At 68.4% G+C, this 17,467-nt stretch carries 18 protein-coding genes; 7 read left to right on the forward strand and 11 right to left on the reverse strand.

The window, feature by feature from the left end:
- Window positions 1–235: 235 nt before the first annotated feature.
- The gene (locus tag KBY86_RS11145) at window positions 236–1,318 is read left to right on the forward strand and encodes an ArsJ-associated glyceraldehyde-3-phosphate dehydrogenase (protein WP_255141120.1); all 1,083 of its coding nucleotides are present in this window, start codon (window positions 236–238) and stop codon (window positions 1,316–1,318) included.
- Window positions 1,315–2,568 (forward strand): organoarsenical effux MFS transporter ArsJ, encoded by a 1,254-nt coding sequence (arsJ, locus tag KBY86_RS11150; protein WP_094513290.1) that lies wholly within the window; start codon window positions 1,315–1,317, stop codon window positions 2,566–2,568. The genes KBY86_RS11145 and arsJ overlap by 4 nt, the downstream gene beginning before the upstream one ends.
- 213 nt (window positions 2,569–2,781) lie before the next feature.
- On the opposite strand, the gene KBY86_RS11155 is transcribed toward arsJ, so the two are convergent.
- Both KBY86_RS11155 and KBY86_RS11160 read right to left on the reverse strand, forming a co-directional pair.
- The gene (locus KBY86_RS11155; protein ID WP_094513287.1) at window positions 2,782–3,048 is read right to left on the reverse strand and encodes a hypothetical protein; all 267 of its coding nucleotides are present in this window, start codon (window positions 3,046–3,048) and stop codon (window positions 2,782–2,784) included.
- Window positions 3,049–3,153: 105 nt separating this feature from the next.
- Entirely contained in the window at window positions 3,154–3,555 is a 402-nt protein-coding gene (locus KBY86_RS11160) for a Rid family detoxifying hydrolase (protein ID WP_255101220.1), read from the reverse strand.
- A gap of 141 nt (window positions 3,556–3,696) precedes the next feature.
- On the opposite strand from KBY86_RS11160, the gene KBY86_RS11165 reads away from it, so the two are divergent.
- Entirely contained in the window at window positions 3,697–4,803 is a 1,107-nt protein-coding gene (locus KBY86_RS11165; RefSeq protein WP_255141121.1) for an ABC transporter ATP-binding protein, read from the forward strand.
- 13 nt (window positions 4,804–4,816) lie between these two features.
- Here the strand turns inward: KBY86_RS11165 and gloB are convergent, their stop codons facing one another.
- Complete coding sequence (gloB, locus tag KBY86_RS11170) at window positions 4,817–5,647, reverse strand: hydroxyacylglutathione hydrolase (RefSeq protein ID WP_255141122.1); 831 nt, start codon at window positions 5,645–5,647, stop codon at window positions 4,817–4,819.
- Window positions 5,648–5,676: 29 nt separating this feature from the next.
- On the opposite strand from gloB, the gene hisG reads away from it, so the two are divergent.
- Complete coding sequence (hisG, locus tag KBY86_RS11175; RefSeq protein WP_255141123.1) at window positions 5,677–6,321, forward strand: ATP phosphoribosyltransferase; 645 nt, start codon at window positions 5,677–5,679, stop codon at window positions 6,319–6,321.
- Window positions 6,321–8,120, forward strand: coding sequence for an ABC transporter ATP-binding protein (locus tag KBY86_RS11180; protein WP_255141124.1), 1,800 nt, complete (start codon window positions 6,321–6,323; stop codon window positions 8,118–8,120). The genes hisG and KBY86_RS11180 overlap by 1 nt, the downstream gene beginning before the upstream one ends.
- Here the strand turns inward: KBY86_RS11180 and KBY86_RS11185 are convergent.
- Window positions 8,093–8,872: an alpha/beta fold hydrolase gene (locus KBY86_RS11185; protein WP_094513273.1), complete on the reverse strand. Its 780-nt coding sequence runs from the start codon at window positions 8,870–8,872 to the stop codon at window positions 8,093–8,095. The genes KBY86_RS11180 and KBY86_RS11185 overlap by 28 nt on opposite strands.
- Window positions 8,873–8,958: 86 nt before the next feature.
- Between KBY86_RS11185 and KBY86_RS11190 the strand changes: the two genes are divergently transcribed.
- The gene (locus KBY86_RS11190) at window positions 8,959–9,447 is read left to right on the forward strand and encodes a GNAT family N-acetyltransferase (protein ID WP_094513270.1); all 489 of its coding nucleotides are present in this window, start codon (window positions 8,959–8,961) and stop codon (window positions 9,445–9,447) included.
- Window positions 9,448–9,469: 22 nt separating this feature from the next.
- Here the strand turns inward: KBY86_RS11190 and KBY86_RS11195 are convergent, their stop codons facing one another.
- Genes KBY86_RS11195 through KBY86_RS11205 form a run of 3 tightly spaced genes read right to left on the reverse strand, consistent with a single transcriptional unit; the run spans window position 9,470 to window position 11,981 of the window.
- Window positions 9,470–10,180: a TIGR04283 family arsenosugar biosynthesis glycosyltransferase gene (locus KBY86_RS11195; protein ID WP_255141125.1), complete on the reverse strand. Its 711-nt coding sequence runs from the start codon at window positions 10,178–10,180 to the stop codon at window positions 9,470–9,472.
- Window positions 10,168–10,809 (reverse strand): TIGR04282 family arsenosugar biosynthesis glycosyltransferase, encoded by a 642-nt coding sequence (locus tag KBY86_RS11200; RefSeq protein WP_255141126.1) that lies wholly within the window; start codon window positions 10,807–10,809, stop codon window positions 10,168–10,170. The genes KBY86_RS11195 and KBY86_RS11200 overlap by 13 nt, the downstream gene beginning before the upstream one ends.
- A complete protein-coding gene (locus KBY86_RS11205; RefSeq protein WP_233133042.1) occupies window positions 10,806–11,981 on the reverse strand; it encodes a trypsin-like peptidase domain-containing protein in 1,176 nt (391 codons plus the stop codon). The genes KBY86_RS11200 and KBY86_RS11205 overlap by 4 nt, the downstream gene beginning before the upstream one ends.
- Before the next feature lie 95 nt (window positions 11,982–12,076).
- Here KBY86_RS11205 and dnaA point away from each other — a divergent pair, with 95 nt between their 5' ends.
- On the forward strand, window positions 12,077–13,504 hold the full coding sequence (gene dnaA / locus KBY86_RS11210; protein WP_369803048.1) for a chromosomal replication initiator protein DnaA: 1,428 nt from the start codon (window positions 12,077–12,079) through the stop codon (window positions 13,502–13,504).
- 53 nt (window positions 13,505–13,557) lie between these two features.
- Here dnaA and cbbX read toward each other — a convergent pair whose 3' ends face one another.
- The 4 genes from cbbX to KBY86_RS11230 are packed head-to-tail and all read right to left on the reverse strand — an operon-like array spanning window position 13,558 to window position 17,445.
- Entirely contained in the window at window positions 13,558–14,508 is a 951-nt protein-coding gene (gene cbbX / locus KBY86_RS11215) for a CbbX protein (RefSeq protein WP_233133041.1), read from the reverse strand.
- Window positions 14,508–14,756, reverse strand: a complete 249-nt coding sequence (locus tag KBY86_RS11220) for a 4a-hydroxytetrahydrobiopterin dehydratase (RefSeq protein ID WP_094513256.1) — start codon at window positions 14,754–14,756, stop codon at window positions 14,508–14,510. Before KBY86_RS11220 ends, cbbX begins: the two co-directional genes overlap by 1 nt.
- A gap of 23 nt (window positions 14,757–14,779) precedes the next feature.
- The gene (locus KBY86_RS11225; RefSeq protein ID WP_255141127.1) at window positions 14,780–15,913 is read right to left on the reverse strand and encodes a CO2 hydration protein; all 1,134 of its coding nucleotides are present in this window, start codon (window positions 15,911–15,913) and stop codon (window positions 14,780–14,782) included.
- Window positions 15,910–17,445, reverse strand: a complete 1,536-nt coding sequence (locus KBY86_RS11230) for an NADH-quinone oxidoreductase subunit M (RefSeq protein WP_255101228.1) — start codon at window positions 17,443–17,445, stop codon at window positions 15,910–15,912. The genes KBY86_RS11225 and KBY86_RS11230 overlap by 4 nt, the downstream gene beginning before the upstream one ends.
- Between the last annotated feature and the right edge of the window lie 22 nt (window positions 17,446–17,467).

Genomic DNA, 17,467 nt, shown 5'->3' on the forward strand with positions numbered 1-17,467 from the left:
CAATCACACCGAAGCTCCCGGCCGACCACCGAATGACGTGCGTCATTGGGACCCCGCCCGGGCCGCTCTCTCGGCAGCTTCAGGCCCCCATCAGGGCCTGCGGCCTCCACCAACGCGCCGCCTGGAGCTGGGGCGCTGGAGTGCCGGACAGGCACAACGGCACCCGGCGTGTCCCACAACACGCATCCATCAACCAAACTTGATTTAACGTCGATCTGCTTGCGATCGCCTTGCGATGAAGATCGGCATCAACGGCTTTGGCCGGATCGGCCGCCTTGTGTTCCGCGCCCTCTGGGAACGCCCGGCCCACCGCAGTGCGGACGCCGGGGGCTACACGTTGGTCCATGTCAACGATCCTGCCGGTGACGCTGCGTCTGCTGCCCATCTGCTCGAATTCGATTCCGTGCACGGCCACTGGCCTCAGGCGGTGCAGGCCGAAGCCGACGGCTTCCGCATTGGCAATCATGCCGTGAGCTACAGCCGTCACAAGGATCCCACCGCCGTGCCCTGGGCCGACGCCGGCGTGGACCTGGTGCTCGAATGCAGCGGCAAGATCAAGACCCCCGACACCCTTGAGCCCTACTTCACTGTGCCGGGCCTCAGGCGGGTGATCGTGGCCTGCCCGGTGAAAGGCATGGTCGCCGGCGCAGAAGCTCTCAACGTGGTGTTCGGCATCAACCATCACCTCTATGAGCCCAGCCGCCACCGTCTGCTCACCGCCGCTTCCTGCACCACCAACTGCCTGGCGCCGGTGGTGAAGGTGGTGCACGAAAGCTTCGGCATTCGCCACGGCTCGATCACCACCCTGCACAACATCACCAACACCCAGGTGGTGATCGATGCCTTCAAATCCGACCTCCGCCGCGCCCGCTCCGCCGGCAGCTCGCTGATCCCCACCACCACCGGATCGGCCAAGGCAATTGGTCTGATCTTTCCCGAACTGCAGGGCAAGCTCAACGGCCACGCCGTGCGGGTGCCGCTCACGAATGCCTCGATCACCGATGCGGTGTTCGAACTGGAGCGCGCGGTGAGTGTGGAGGAGGTGAATGGGGCCTTTGCCGCCGCCGCCGCCGGCCCACTGCAGGGAATCCTGGGCTACGAAGAGCGGCCGCTGGTGTCGGTGGATTACCTCAACGACAGCCGCAGCTCGATCATCGATGCTCTCTCCACGATGGTGGTGAACGGCACCCAGCTCAAGGTGTTCGCCTGGTACGACAACGAGTGGGGCTACAGCTGCCGCATGGCCGATCTGGCCTGCCACGTGGCGGCGCTCGAAGCCGGTGTCGGGCCAGCGGTCCGCGAGCTTTCCGAATCATGAAGCAGCTCACTGCCCTGCAGCAATACGGCATCGTGACGGCCAACTACTGGGCCTTCACCCTCACCGACGGGGCGCTGCGCATGCTGGTGGTGTTCCACTTTCACCAGCTGGGTTACACCACCCTGGAAATCGCCTTTCTGTTTCTGTTCTACGAATTTTTCGGCATCGTCACCAACCTCTACGGCGGCTGGCTTGGGGCCCGTTTCGGGCTGCGGCTCACCCTCTGGGCCGGCACATTGCTGCAGGTGGGCGCCCTGCTGATGCTGATTCCGGTGGCTGACGACTGGCCCCGCTGGTGGAGCGTGGCCTACGTGATGGTGGCCCAGGCCATCAGCGGCATCGCCAAAGACCTCAACAAGATGAGCGCCAAAAGCGCCATCAAGACCGTGGTGGCGGAAACCCCTGACGACCACAGCCGGGGCGAGAGCCAGCTGTTCCAATGGGTGGCGATCCTCACCGGCTCCAAGAACGCCCTCAAGGGGGTGGGCTTCTTCCTCGGTGGGGTGCTGCTCGCCACGATCGGCTTCAGCGCCGCCGTGGGAGCGATGGCGGCCGGCCTGTTCCTGGCCTTTCTGCTCACCCTGGTGCTGCCCGGTGAGATCGGCCGCATGAAGGAGAAACCGGCGATCACCGCACTGTTCTCGAAATCAAAGGGCATCAATGTGCTCTCAACCGCCCGCTTCTTCCTGTTCGGTGCCCGTGATGTGTGGTTCGTGGTGGCCCTGCCGGTGTTTCTGCAATCGGTGCTGGGCTGGAAATACTGGGAGGCCGGTGGCTTCATGGGCCTGTGGGTGATCGGCTACGGGATCATTCAGGCCTCGGTGCCGGCCCTGCGGCGCAGCTGGGGCAGAAGCGGCCCACCAGGGGTGTCTGCGGTGCAGTTCTGGAGCGCCGTGCTCACCGCCATTCCCGCCCTGATCGCCATCAGCCTGTGGCGCGAGGTGGGCAATCCCAGCGTGGCCCTGGTGGTGGGGCTGGTCGCCTTCGGCGCCGTGTTCGCGATGAATTCCTCGATTCACAGCTACATGGTGCTGGCCTACACCGATGCCGAATCGGTGAGCCTCAACGTGGGCTTCTATTACATGGCCAATGCGGCCGGCCGGCTGGTGGGCACGTTGCTCTCGGGCGCCCTGTTCCTGGTGGGCGGCCTGCAGGCCTGCCTTTGGGCCTCGTGCCTGCTGGTGGCACTCGCCTTTCTCTCCGGGATCAGGCTGCCGCCGCCGCTGCGGCAGCAGCTAGAAGCCGCCTGAGGCTCCAGATGTTCAGCCGGTTCTGCCAGTACGAGTGTTCAATTGCCCGGTTGCGCGACACGATGGTGCCGGTCAGCGTGAAGTGGGTGCCGAGGCGCCGGTGGCGAACGGGCCACCGAACACGAGGAAGGGAGTAGTGATCGTGATGAACGGCTTGACCCGCTCATCCTCCAGCACTTATTGACAACCAACGCGCCGAGACTATCGACTCTTTCAGTGCATCAGTCCGGGCCAGCCGCCAGGGTAGCGCAGGGTTCGCCAGTCGCCGCGGGGTGTGCTCACCTCGATGCCGATCTCGATCGGTTGCTCCACTGCACAGGCCTGCTCTTCCCACCAGCTCAGGGCCGCTTCCCAGGCGGCATCCATCGACTCGAAGTGGTCGTCGAGCACCGGGTGAGGAGCGCACTGGCGGTCGACCAGGCGATACAGCCGCTGCGAACCGGCGGCGGGGGCAGAGCGACGAAAGGGGGAGAACGCCATGAACGTCGTAACGCAGAGGAACAGTGTCGGTCCTGTGCCAGCTGCTGACTGTCACGTCGACTACGTGATGTCGTGTTCGTTACCTGACGGCGGCCCCATCAGGCCTCAACCGAGCACCGCGATGCAGTCGATCTCCACCCGCGCGCCCCGCGGCAGGGCCGCCACTTCCACGCAGGCGCGGGCGGGGGGCACAGGCCCCTGGAAGGTTTCGGCGTAGATCGCGTTCACCCGGGCAAAATCGGCCAGGTCGGCCAGAAACACCGTGGTGCGCACCACCTGGTCCGGGCCGCTGCCTGCCGCCCGCAGCACCGCCACGAGGTTGCTGAGCACCTGTCGGGTCTCAGCCTCCACATCGCCGTCGCCCACCATCGCGCCGCTGACGGGATCCAAGGCGATCTGGCCGGAGCAGAACAGCCAGCCGCCCGCCAGCACGGCCTGGTTGTAGGGGCCCACCGGCTCAGGAGCGGCGGGAGTCTGGATCGCCTCGATGGACTGGCCGGCGCCCATGGCGTTGGAAGATGGGAAAAACGAGCTTAAGGGTGTCCTATCGCCAGCTCCACCGGGGTTTCCGCAGCGGCCGCTGCCCGTGCTGTCGCTGCAGCTGCTGCCAACGCTGCCACCGGGAACCGACCTGCAGCCGCTGAGTCCATGCCGGCCGATCCGGTGCGCCTCGATGGTGTCTGGCACCGCTACGGGCGCGGCGGCGCCCGTGGCGAGGCAAACGACTGGGCGCTGGAAGCGATCGACCTGCACCTGGGCCCGGGGGAACTGGTGGGCCTGCTTGGTCCCTCCGGCTGCGGCAAGACCACACTGCTGCGCCTGATCGCCGGCTTCGAACGGCCGTCGCGGGGGCAGGTGACAGTGCAGGGCCGGCAGGTGGCCGGTCCGGCCGTCTGGGTGCCGCCGGAGCGGCGCGGGGTGGGCATGGTCTTTCAGGACTACGCCCTGTTTCCCCACCTCGATGCCTGGCAGAACACCTGTTTCGGCCTGCGGCCCCGCCAGGACCGCAGCCGGGCCGCCTGGTTGCTGGAGTTGCTGGGGCTGGCGGGTCTGGAGCAGCGCTATCCGCACGAACTCTCCGGCGGCCAGCGGCAACGGCTGGCACTGGCCCGGGCGCTGGCGCCCGCACCGGAGCTGGTGCTGCTCGATGAACCCTTCTCCAACCTGGATGTGGACGTGCGGCTGCGGCTGCGTAGCGAACTGCCTGGCGTGCTCAGCCGCTGCGGCGCCAGCGGCCTGATCGTCACCCACGACCCGGAGGAGGCGCTGGCGATCTGCGACCGCGTGGCGGTACTCAAGGACGGGCGCCTGCACCAGTGCGCGGCGCCGCAGGAGCTGGTGGAGCATCCCGCCACCGCCTTCGTGGGCCACTTCGTGCTGCAACGCAACCTGCTGCCGGCCCAGTGGCGCAACGGCCAGGTGGTCACGCCACTGGGGGCCTTCGCGCCCCTCTCCGGCGCGGCGGCCTCCCCCTGCCCGGACGGGGCACCGGCTGAGGTGCTGCTGCAACCCGATGCCCTGGAGCTGACTCCCGATCCGGCTGGCACTGCCTGGGTGATGGGTCGGGAGTTTCTGGGGCGGGAATGGCTGCTGCAGGTGGAGCTGGAACAGCCCCAGGCGGCCCCGTTCCGCCTGCGGCTGCGCCTGCCGCTGGAGCGCACCTTCCAGCTCTCCGAACGTTGCCGCCTGGGCCTGCGGCCCCAGCAGCCGGCCCTGCTCTTTCCCCAGCGGCTGCCCCTGCTCCCCTGCCTCTGAGCCCCCTGACGCCTCAGCCCTGCCAGCCGTCCTTGTGCCGACGCAGCGCGGCGAGCGTGGCGGCGTTGCCGGCACGCAGGAACAAATTGGTGGCACGCTCCAGAGCAATCGTGCTGGGGATGGTGGCCTGTCCCTGGCTGCGGGCCAGCTCCACGGCCGCCAACCGTGCCGTGATCGCGCCCGCGGCAGCCTCTGGCTCTGCCGCCACCAGCGCAGCAGCCCAGCGAAGGTTAGCGCGGGTGTACTCGTGGGCGCACCACACGCGCGTGCTGTCCGGCAGCTGCGCAAGCTGCTGCAGCGAGTGGTGCATCTGCTCCGCCGAGCCCTCGAACAGCCGCCCGCAGCCGGCGGCGAACAGGGTGTCGCCGCAGAACAGCTCCCCGTGCCCGCCCGGCACCTCGGGCAGCACATAGGCCAGATGGGCGCGGGTGTGCCCCGGCACCTCCAGCACCTCCACGGCCCGGCCCAGCAGGGTCAGGCAGTCACCGCCCCGCACCGAGAGGGTCTGGAGCGGAATGCGGTCGCGATCGGCGGCGGCGGCGATCACCGCAGCGGCTGGCCAGTGCTCCAGCAGGCCGGCGGTGCCACCGATGTGATCGGAGTGGTGGTGGGTCTGCAGCACGGCCACCAGCTCCAGCCGGTGGGCCTCCAGCCAGGCGCGCACCGGCGCCGCCACGGCGGGATCTACCACCACCGCCCGGCCGGATGGCTCCTCCGCCTTGGGGGAATCGTGCAGCACGAACACGTAGTTGTCGTTCAGCACCGGGATCAGCGACACGGCCAGCGCCGGTGGCCGCCCGCCCGTTGCTGCCACGGCCGGCGGCTCGCTGCGGGAGGTCTGCATCGGTAAAGTCCAGGTTGCGGAGCACGCCCATGATCACCGTTGCTCTGGCCAAAGGGGCCCTGCTGAAGGATTCGGTGCGCTGCCTCGCCGCGGCCGGTCTTGATTTCTCCGCCCTGCTCGACAGCGACAACCGCCAGTTGATGGTGCCCAGCCCGTGCGGTATCGCCCGCGCCCTGCTGGTGCGCAACGCCGATGTGCCTGTCTACGTGGCCTACGGCCAGGCCCAGCTCGGCATTGTCGGCGAGGACGTGCTGCGGGAGCACCAGCTGCCGGTGGCCCCCCTGGTCGACCTTGGTTTCGGTGGCTGCCGCATGGCCGTGGCGGTGAAGGCGAGCAGCGGCTACCGCCGGGCCGCCGATCTGCCGGCCCACTGCCGCGTGGCCAGCAAGTTCGTGCGCTGCGCCGAAACCTTCTTCAACCAGCTCGACCTGCCGGTGGAGCTCATTCACCTCACCGGGTCAGTGGAGCTGGGACCGATCACCGGCATGTCTGAGGCGATCGTGGATCTGGTGGCCACCGGCCGCACCCTGCGCGACAACGGGCTGGTGGCCATTGAGGACCTGTTCCACAGCACTGCCCGGCTGATCGGCCATCCCCTGGCCCTGCGACTGGATCAGGGCCAGCTGCAGACGATCATCGACCGGGTGGCGGCGGCCCGTCTGGAGGTGCGCTGATGGCCGCCCGCGACCGTCAGCGGCTGCTCAACCTGATTCCCTACCTGGGCCGCGACCGCCGCCGGCTGCTGCTCACGCTGCTGCTGCTGATTCCCGTCGCCTTCTCGGCGGCCGTGCAGCCGCTGCTGGTGGGCCAGGCGATATCGGTGCTTCGCAACGAGCCCAGGGCCGCCTGGCTGGTGGGCCAGAGCGTGTCGGAGGCGATGCGCACCCTGGTGCTGTGCCTGCTGGCAGCGGTGCTGGTGCGCCTGGCGCTGCAGGGAGTTCAGAGCTACAGCGTGCAGGCCGTGGGGCAGCGCCTCACCGCCCGCATCCGCGACGACCTGTTCCGCCATGCGATGGCCCTGTCGCTGCGCTTCCACGACCGCACCCCGGTGGGCAAGCTGCTCACCCGCCTCACCAGCGATGTCGATGCCCTGGCCGAGGTGTTCGGCAGCGGCGCCATCGGTGTGCTCGCCGACCTGGTGACCCTGGTGGTGATCGCCGTCACCATGCTCTCGATCGAGTTCCGCCTCGGCGCCCTGCTGCTGGTGATCCAGATCCCGGTGGTGGTGGTGATCCTCTGGCTGCAGGGGCGGTACCGCAAGGCCAACTACCGCGTGCGCGAAGAGCTCAGCCAGCTCAACGCCGACCTGCAGGAGAACCTGCAGGGGCTGGATGTGGTGCAGATGTTCCGGCGTGAGGCTGTGAACAGCGCCCGATTCGGCGTCACCACCAACGCTTACCGCAAGGCGGTCGACGGCACGATCTTCTACGAAAGTGCGATCTCCGCCTTCATCGAATGGGTGGCCCTCACGGCCGTGGCGATCGTGCTGGCCCTGGGTGGCTGGATGGTCACCGACGGCACCATCGGCCTGGGCACCCTGACCACCTTCATCCTGTTCTCCCAGCGCCTGTTCGATCCGCTGCGTCAGCTGGCGGAGCGCTTCACCCAGATCCAGGGCGGCCTCACGGCCGTGCAGCGCATCGGTGAGCTGCTGGAGGAGCCGATCGAGATCAGCGATCTGGCCAACGAACAACGCACCGCCGCCGCCCGCCGCTCCGGCCGCGAACGGGCCAGCGAGGGCGAAGTGATCTTCGAGAACGTCTCGTTCGCCTACCGGCCCGACGATCCGATCCTCACCGAGCTCAGCTTCCGCATCGCCCCGGGCGAGCACGTGGCCCTGGTGGGCCCCACCGGCTCCGGCAAGACCACCGTGATCCGCCTGCTCTGCCGTCTCTACGAACCTCAGCAGGGGCGGATCCTGCTCGATGGCATCGACATCCGCGAGCTGCCCAGCCTCACGCTGCGCCAGCGGCTCGGCGTGGTGCTGCAGGACACCTTCCTGTTCAGCGGCAACGTGGCCGACAACCTGCGCCTCGATGCGGCGATCCCCGACGACGAGCTGCAGCGGATCTGCCGCGAGCTCGGTCTCGATGCCCTGCTGCGGCGCCTCCCCGATGGGCTGGCCACCGAACTGCGCGAGCGGGGCGGCAACCTGTCCTCGGGCGAGCGGCAGCTGCTGGCGGTGGCAAGGGTGGCGATCCGCGACCCATCCGTGCTGGTGATGGATGAGGCCACCGCTTTCATGGATCCCTCCACTGAAGCCACCTTGCAACGCGACCTCGACAAACTGCTGCATGCCCGCACCGCGATCGTGATCGCCCACCGCCTGGCCACCGTGGAGGCCGCCGACAGGATCCTGGTGTTGCGGCGCGGCCGCTTGATCGAGCAGGGCACACACCGCGAACTGCGCCAGGCCGGTGGGCTCTACGCCCAGCTGGCCGATCTTCAGGAGCGTGGCCTGGCCAGGCTCTGAACCCAACTCTCGATCACCTCGGCGAGCTGATGGGGCGACTGGCGCATCGGCAGATGGCCGCAGCCCTGCAGTTCGGCCAGCTCGTGGCGATCGGAGTAACCCGCCAGATGGCGTACGTAGCGGGGCTCCATCACCTGGTCACGGCTGCCCGCAATCCAGAGGCTCGGCACCTGGAGGCCGGCCACCAACGCCGGCAGCTGGCGCACGGCGCCGCGGTTGGTGCTGCAGGCCAGCAGGCTGCGGGCCGCCCGCTGCTCGGCGATCAGGGGGCTGCGGATGGCGCCGGTGCCCGGCAGCTCCGCCAGCCAGCTGGGGCGCCACTGCAGGAACAGCCGACCACCATTGCGCAACTGGCTGAAGGCGCGCGGCTGGTACACCCCGCCCCCCGCCGCGATCTGAATCACCCCCAGGAGCCGATCGCCCAGCAGCGGCGCCGCATGCAGCGCCACGCTGCCGCCGAGCGAGTGGCCCACCAGCACCACGCGCCGCTCTTCCAGGCTGAGGCACTGGTCAGCCACCCAACGGCCGTAGCTGGCCAGGGTGGGGTGGAGGGAACGGGGACGGGGCGTGCCACCGAAGCCGGGCAGGTCAGGGGTCCAGAGCCGCTGGCGCCCGTCCAGTGCCAGGCGCAGCGGGTCCCAGAGGCGACCGGCCAGCAGCCAGCCGTGCAGGCACACCAGCAGTGGCCGCTCTTCCCCGGCAGCGGCGGGAGGGGGGGCGACGCCCTGGTCAGCCGGAACGGAACGGGGCAATCCAGGGGCGAAGCAGGCCTCCAGCCTGCAACGGAACCCCCCCGATCGGGCAGGATCGTCCCATTGCGTTGCCTCGGCCCTCAGGATTGGACTCCGACCCCCTTCTCTCCAGCTTCTACGGCGTCGGATTCCGCCTTTGCCCCACGCCCAATCCGCAGCTGCAGCTGGTGTTGAGCGAAGACCGGGACATCGATCTGGTGGAGCTCGAAAAACTCTGTGATGCGGTGGGCTGGAGCCGCCGGCCGCTGCGGCGGGTGCGCAAGGCGCTGCAGCACAGCCTGCTGCGCGTTGGGCTGTGGCGTCACGATCCACGCGTGCCGCGGCTGGTGGGCTTCGCCCGCTGCACCGGTGATGGCGTGCTGGAAGCCACGGTGTGGGATGTGGCGGTGCACCCGCTTTATCAGGGAGCGGGGATGGGGCGGCAGCTGATGGCCTACGTGCTCGATCGCCTGCGCACCATGGAGGTGGAGCGGGTGAGCCTGTTCGCCGACCCCGACGTGGTGGGCTTCTACCAGTCGCAGGGCTGGGAACTGGAGCCGCGTCAGCGGCGCTGCGCCTTCTGGTATTCCCCCTGAACCATCACCCGACCATTCGCTCTCAAAGCTGGTAGTAGCGGCGGGCGAGCTCGCCGGCCTCGGTGCCGTGGCGCCAGGCACGCCTGAGCCGCGCGTTGTGCCAGGTGGTGCGCCACACCCCCAGCCGCCGCCAGCGCCTGCCTTCCACCCACACCACAGGTCCCAGGCAGCGGACCGGCGCCCACCGGCGCAGGCGCAACACCAGATCGAGGTCCTCCATCAGGGGCAGAGGACGCAGCCCACCGGCCCGCTCCAGCAGGCGCCGCGGCAGCAGCAGCCCCTGGTCGCCGTAGGGCGTGCACGCCCAGCGGCTACGCAGCTCCACGGCCGCCTCCATCAGCCGCAGGGCCAGGCCCGGCTCCTGCACCCGCAGACGGAAGTACCAGGCGGCTTCGGCCTGCCCCAGCGCCGCCCGCACCGACTCCCACCAGCGCGGCGGCAGACGCAGATCGCCATGCAGCAGCAGCAGCCAGGGGGCTTCCGTGGCGGCCACCCCCGCCACCAGCTGGGCACCCCGGCCCCCGGCGGCCTGCCGCAGCGCCGCACCGGCCAGCCGCGCCAGCCCGGCGCTGCCATCGGAGCTGCCTCCATCCACCACCAGCAGTTCGCTGATCAGCCCCGGTGGCGCCAGCGACAGATCGGCCAGCAGCAGAGGCAGATGGGCCGCCTCATTGCGTACGGGGATCACCACGGCGATCCCCCCCGGCGGCGCGGCGGCCGTCAGCTGTGCCATGGCGCCAGGTCGCCGACGCGGTCGAGGTCGCTGCGCAGCGGCAGCAGAGTGGGTTCCAGACGGCATTGGCGGGCCAGATGCAGGGTCTGATCCAGTACCGCCGACGAGCCCCAGTCGATGCCACAGAACAGCGCCGGTTCAGGCCGGCGCAGACCGATCAGCCAGTAACCGCCATCGGTGGCGGGGCCCAGCACCAGGGGGCTGTGCTCCAGCGCCACGAAAGCAGCGGCCAGATCCGCGCCCTCCAGCAGGGGCAGGTCTGTGCCGATCAGCACCACCCGGTGGGCCCCGGCGCGAAAGGCGCGGTGAAACTGGCGGGCCATGCGCACGCCCAGGTTGCCCTTCCCCTGCAGCACCACCGCCTCAAGGCCTGCGCCGCGCCCCCAACGCCCTGCCGCCCGCCTGCCCAGCCCCTCCACGGCCAGCAGCTTGGAGCAGCGGCCGGCAGCGGCCAGAGCCCCGGCCACCACGAGGGTGTGGGCGGTGAGTAGGCGCTGGATCCGGGCCGCCGAAACGGCGCCGATGCTGGCCCCCAGGCGCCGCTTGCAGCGGCCCGGGGCGGGCCAGCGCGCCATCACCACCAGAACACGCTGCCCCCTGGGTGAGGGAGCCGGCTCAGCCTCGCTCATCCAGGAGTCTTGAGCTCCGCCGGTCGCATGTTGAGCGTGAGGGTCTGGCTGCCACGGCGCACCCTGATGGTCATGTCGCTGCCGACCCGCACCTGATCCACCGCCACCTGCACCTCGGAAGGACTGCGCACGGCCTTGTCGTCCACCTGTTCGATCAGGTCGCAGGGCTTGAGCCCCCCCTGCTCGGCGGGGCTGCGGGGCAGCACCTCCACCACCACCACACCCTGGACTTCCGGCAGCTCGCACTCGGAGGAGGTGGCGTTGATCTCGCGCGCCAGCTGGGGCGTGAGCGCCTGCAGGCGCACGCCGATGTAGGGGTGAGAGGCCCGTCCCTTCTCCAGGATCTGGGCGGCGATCTGACGGGCCAGGTTGACCGGGATCGCAAAGCTGAGGCCGGCACCGGGCGCCTGGCGGATGGCGGTGTTCACGCCGATCACCTGTCCCCGGTCGTTGATCAGCGGCCCACCGCTGTTGCCGGGGTTCACGGCCGCGTCGGTCTGGATGTAGGGCACCCGCTGGCCTTCGCCGATGGCATTGGTGCGCTGGATGGCGCTGATGATCCCTGCGGTGACGGTGTTGTCGAGCCCGAGCGGGTTGCCGATCGCGATCGCCCACTCCCCGGGCCGCACGCGGGCGGAATCCCCCAGCGGCGCCACAGGCAGACCCTGGGCCACCACCTTCACCACGGCGATGTCGGTGAGCGGATCACTGCCGAGCACCTTGCCGGTGAAGCTGCGCCCGTCGGGCAGCGTGATCGACACCTCGTTGGCCCCCTCCACCACGTGGGCGTTGGTGATGATCACCCCGTCGGAGCGGGTGATGAAGCCCGAGCCCTGCCCCTGCTGCTGCTGAATCGCCGGGCCACGCCCGAACAGGCCACCCAGCGGGTTGATCACCCGCTTGACCGTGTCGATGCGCACGACGGCCGGACCCACCTTTTCGACCGCATTGACGATGAAGCTGTTGCCGGTCTGCAGCGGCCCCGCCGGCGGCGCATCGCTCACCTTCGGCAGGGCGGGAGCACGGTCGCTCCGGGGCAGCTGCGGCAGCCGGGGCAAGCCGGGCAGGTCCGGCAGGCTCACCGCGCAGCCGCTCATGGCGATCCCCAGCAGTCCGGCAGTGAGGCCAGCCCGTGGAAACCGGCGCGGACGGGGGAGGCGGACAGGGGACATCGCGGGCGGGCAAGCCAGGTCAGGATGCGCCTCAACGGAGGCCGCCCGCCTGGAAGGTCTCTGCCTATATTCGGCCCCCGGGCGTTGGGGTGGTGGTGCAGCAGGGTGATCAGCTGTGGCACCGGGTTCAGGATTCGCTTCAGGCCAATCTGAGCAAGCCCACCTTCGAAACCTGGATCCGTCCAGCCCGCTGTGCCGGCTTCAGCAACGGGGTGCTGCAGCTGGAAGCGCCGAACAGCTTCGCCTGCGGCTGGCTGCGCAAGAACTACCTCACCACCATTGCCGCCGTCGCCTCCGAGCTCGCCGGGCACGGTGTCGCCGTAGAGGTATCCACCGCCCAGACGGTCGCTGAACAAAGCCCTGATGGGCTGCCGGAGGCCATGGCCGGCGAAGGGGGGCCGGTGGCGGCCGGTGCCAGGGCGATGGCGGGCCCGTCCTCCGGCGCCCCGGTGCTGGCGGCGACCGCCAGCGGTGAAACACCCAGGCGGCCGGCGCCGGGGCTCAACCCCCGCTATGTGTTCAACCGCTTTGTGGTGGGGCCCAACAGCCGCATGGCCCATGCGGCGTCGCTGGCGGTGGCGGAGGCGCCGGGGCGGGAGTTCAACCCCCTGTTCCTGTGCGGTGGGGTCGGGCTGGGCAAGACCCACCTGATGCAGGCGATCGGCCACTACCGCGTCGAGATCGACCCGGACGCGCGCGTGTTCTACGTATCCACAGAGTCGTTCACCAACGACCTGATCCAGGCGATCCGCAAGGACGGCATGCAGAAATTCCGCGACCGCTACCGGGCCGCCGATCTGATCCTGGTGGACGACATCCAGTTCATCGAAGGCAAGGAGTACACCCAGGAGGAGTTCTTCCACACCTTCAACGCCCTGCATGAGGCGGGGCGCCAGATCGTGATCGCCAGCGATCGCCCCCCCAGCCAGATTCCCCGCCTGCAGGAGCGCCTGATCTCACGCTTCTCGATGGGCCTGATCGCCGACATCCAGACCCCGGACCTGGAGACCCGCATGGCGATCCTGCACAAGAAGGCGGAGCAGGAACGCATGACCCTGCCGCGCGACCTGATCCAGTACCTGGCGGGCCGCTTCACCTCCAACATCCGGGAGCTGGAGGGGGCGCTCACCCGGGCCGTGGCCTTCGCCTCGATCACCGGTCTGCCGATGACGGTGGAATCGGTGGCGCCGATGCTCGATCCGGTGGGCAACGAGGTGGTGGTGACGCCGCAGCAGGTGGTGGAGAAGGTGGCCGAGGTGTTCGGTGTCAGCATCGACGAGATGCGCAGCAGCAGCCGCAAACGGGCCGTGAGCCAGGCGCGCCAGGTGGGCATGTATCTGATGCGCCAGACCACCGATCTGAGCCTGCCCCGCATCGGCGATGTGTTCGGCGGCAAGGACCACAGCACCGTGATGTATGCCGTGGAGCAGGTGGAGAAGAAGCTGGCCAGCGATCCTTCCCTGGCCCGCCAGCTGCAGCAGGTGCGTGATCTCTTGCAGATCGACGGCCGCCGCCGACGCTAGAAGCTGGTGGTGATCTGCAGCCGCCAATCCGCATCCACTGATCGGCCCTTGGCTCAGGTGAGCGGCAGGCTGCGATCGAGGCCTTCGACGCGGCCCTGGAACACACTGCTGGCGGTGATGTCTTCCGCCTCGATCGTGATCAGATCCCGCTTGGTGAGGCCGCGCCCCATGTGGTTGAACAGCCGGTTCGCCTGGCGCATGCGGGCCCGATCGATGGCATTGCGGATCGAGCGGGCATTGGCGAAGAACGGCAGCAACATACGCCGCTGGATATAATCAGAAAAAGCGATGCTGGCCTCATCGCTGAAGCGATAGCTTTCACCGGCAAGAATCAACTTGGCGATGGCCAGCAACTCCGGAGCAGTGTAATCCGGGAAGTCGATATGGTTGGCTACACGGGAAGACAGGCCGGGATTCGATTGATAGAAGACATCCATCTTGTCTTTGTAGCCCGCAAAGATCACCACCAGATCATCACGGTTATTCTCCATCACCTGCAGCAGGATCTCGATCGCCTCAGCGCCATAATCGCGCTCATTCTCAGGGCGGTAGAGGTAGTAGGCCTCATCGATGAACAGCACGCCACCCATGGCCCGCTTGAGCATCTCCCGCGTCTTGGGGGCGGTATGGCCGATGTACTGGCCCACCAGATCATCACGGGTGGCCGTGACCAGATGGCCTTTGCGCACATACCCCAGCCGGTGCAGGATTTCGGAAATCCTCTCGGCCACAGTCGTTTTGCCCGTGCCTGGATGGCCCGTGAACGACATGTGCAAGCTGGGGGCCGCCGTGGCCAGCCCCACCTGCTTGCGGGCCCGCTCCACCACCAGCAGGGCGGCAATCTCACGGATCCGCATCTTCACCGGCTTGAGCCCGATCAGTTCACGGTCGAGCTGATCAAGCACATCACCCACGCCGGTGCCTTCGTAGGCGGCCCGCAGATCCACCGGGGTGTCATCCGCCATCACCGGATCGGAGCTGGGGCCGACGGTGGAGGGGGCCATCAGGGCACGAGACGATCGATGGCCTCGGCGAACGCGGTTTCTGGTTCACCGATCGGGCCGTCCTCTGTTTCGCTGCGCAGGGTGAGATTCACGTAGGTGCGTCCGAAGCTGATGTCCGGAAAGCGGCCGCTCCGCTCGGACAGATCGTTGAGCTGCTCGAGGAAGACGCGGGTGGTTTCGTAGTCGCCGAATTCCAGCCGCCGCTCCAGACGTTCGGGTCGCTGCCGATGGGTCCAGGGTTGCTCCATCTGGGAAACCTACTGCAGGGAAATCATCCAGCCGCGGCGGCCAATCGGTCAGGCAGGCAGTCGATGCGCGCCACCCGCAACCGCTCGATCCAGGCCATCGCATAGGCCCGGTTGGCCTGTTGTTCGCTCGGGTCACTGCTGGAGAGCGGATGGGGAAAGGTGCCGTCGATCGCCGCATTGGTGACGCAGAACATCGCCTTCTGAAAACTGGCGCAGATCTTCACGCGTAGATCACCCTCCCCCCGGCCCCGGCTGCGGTACACCTGCAGCAACGCCGCCGGCAGATGGCGGCTCATGTCCTGCATCAGCAGGCTGGGCGGAATGCCCGCACCCATGGTTGGCAGTGGATCGGCATAGAGCGCGCCGTACTGGAAACAGGCCTGATCGATCGGGATCTGGCGCGCCTGCGCGTTGAACGACACCGTGCCGAGGAACGGACTGCCCCGCAGGAACACCGCCTCCACGTAGGGCACCGCCACATCACTCAGGAAGGTGAGGCCGGCGGCAGGCGGCAGGATCTCGAACGGCACACCATCGAGCTCCACCGTGTAGCAGATGGGCTGGCCGGCAGCTGCCACCAGCCCCTCGCGGATGAAGGCCACCACAGCGGCGATCGTGGCGACCTCACCGCGGCGGTGGGAGGCGGCGAGATCCAGGAACAGATCGCTCATCACCCGCCAGAACTGGCCCAGCGCGCTGGCGGTGGCCGCCGAGCGGATCAGCTCAGGCAGGAACTCCGGGAACAGAGGATCCAGCAGGGCCAGCAGCGGATCACGGCGGCGCTTGTGGCCGATCACCACGGCGCAATGCTGCCGGAAGGCAGGCGAATCGAGGTAGGCATCAAGGCCGCCGGTGCCATGCCAGAGCATCAGGCGCTGGCAATATTCGGCGTATTCGAAGTTGATGCGGTCGTGGATCAGGTGGCGCCAGAGCCGCTGCGGGGTGACCTCCCCGTTGAGGAAGCGCAGCACCGGGAAGGGATTGAGAAACTCGCGCTGGGCCTGGTGGATGAGGTTGCGGCTGTAGGCATCGAGCACCTCCCCATAGCTCTCCAGCACCGCCACCACCTCCAGCAGATGCTCGGCGGAGTGATCGAGCAGCGGCACCCCTGCGAGCAGGCGCTCCAGCATCGCTGCCGCTTCAGGCTGACGGGTCATCGCCCCCTCCCCCCGGCGACCAGGCCATCAGGCACCACCGGGGCAGGCAGAGCCGCAAGGCTGTGCGGCGCCCGGCTCATCGCCGTCGTGGTGGCCGTGGCAAGGGTGCCCAGTCCCTGCGGCGCCACCCCGAGCAGCAGCACCGCCACCGTGAGCGCAAGTGCAGGGATCTGCCGGGCCAGGGGCACCGCCGGCAAGGGCGTGTCGACGTCGTCGGCCGGAGGGGAAAGGCGACCGAAGAACACCCGGTTCACCAGCAGCAGGAAGTAGACCGCCGTGAGGCCCGAGCCCACCATGCACAGGACGGTGGCCAGCGGGAAGGGCACCAGGCTGCCGCGGAACACCAGAAATTCGGAGATGAAGCCCGCCATGCCGGGGATGCCCGCACTGGCCATCACCCCGGCGATCATCAGTGAACCGGTGATCGGCAGACCCCGCTCCGGGTTGAGCAGGCCACGCAGCACGTTCAGGTCGCGGGTGCCGGTGGTGGCGTACACCACCCCCACCAGCAGGAACAGCAGCGCGGAGATCAGGCCGTGGCTCACCATCTGAAAGAGCGCGCCCAGCAGACTCACCGGAGTGGCAGCGGCAGCTGCCAGCAGCACGTAGCCCATGTGGCCCACGGAGCTGTAGGCCACCATCCGTTTCATGTCCTGCTGCTGAATCGCAGCCAGCGAGCCGAACAGAACCGACACCGCCGCCCAGCCCGCCAACCAGGGAGACATCAACTGCCAGGCATCGGGGAAGAGGCCAAGGCAGAAGCGCAACAGTCCATAGGTTCCGAGCTTCAGCAGCACCCCGGCCAGCAGCAGGGACACGGGCGTGGAGGCCTCGGTGTGGGCATCAGGCAGCCAGGTGTGGAACGGAAACAGCGGGATCTTGATGCCGAACCCCACCAGCAGGGCCCCCATCAGCAGCAGCTGAAGGCCCATACCCAGCTGTTGGCCCAGCAGCGGCTGCAGGCTGAAATCGGCCGTGCCGGTGGCCAGCGCCAGTCCGAAGAAGGCGCCAAGGATCAGCACACCGGACACGGCGGTGAACAGCAGGAACTTCGTGGCCGCATAGGCCCTGTTGCTGCCACCCCAGATGGCGATCAGCAACCAGAGCGGAATCAGCTCCAGCTCATAGAAGAGGAAGAACAACAGCAGATTCTGGGCGAGGAAGGCGCCGTTCACCGCCCCGCTGATCAGCAGCAGCAGGGCGTAGTAGAGGCGGGGTCGCGGCGTGGAGGTGGACGTGACCAGCGCCGCTGCCAGCGAGAGCGCCCCATTGATCAGCACCAGAGGCAGCGAAAGGCCGTCGATGCCGAGCCGGTAGTCGAGGCCAAGGCTGCCCACCCAGGGCGCCATCTCCTCGAGCTGCAGGCCGGGAATGGCGGGGTCGAACTGCCACAGCACCCGCAGCGACCAGGCCACCTGCAACACCAGCAGCGCCAGGCAGGTGCGACGCAGACGCTCGCCGCTCACCTCACCGGGCCAGAGCAGCAGGGCGATGGCGCCGAGCAGCGGGATCAGCAGCAGACCGCTCAACATGGCGGCACCTGTTCGGAAGGAA

It is taken from the genome of Synechococcus sp. Lug-A, assembly GCF_024345655.1.
Lineage (GTDB): Bacteria > Cyanobacteriota > Cyanobacteriia > PCC-6307 > Cyanobiaceae > MW101C3.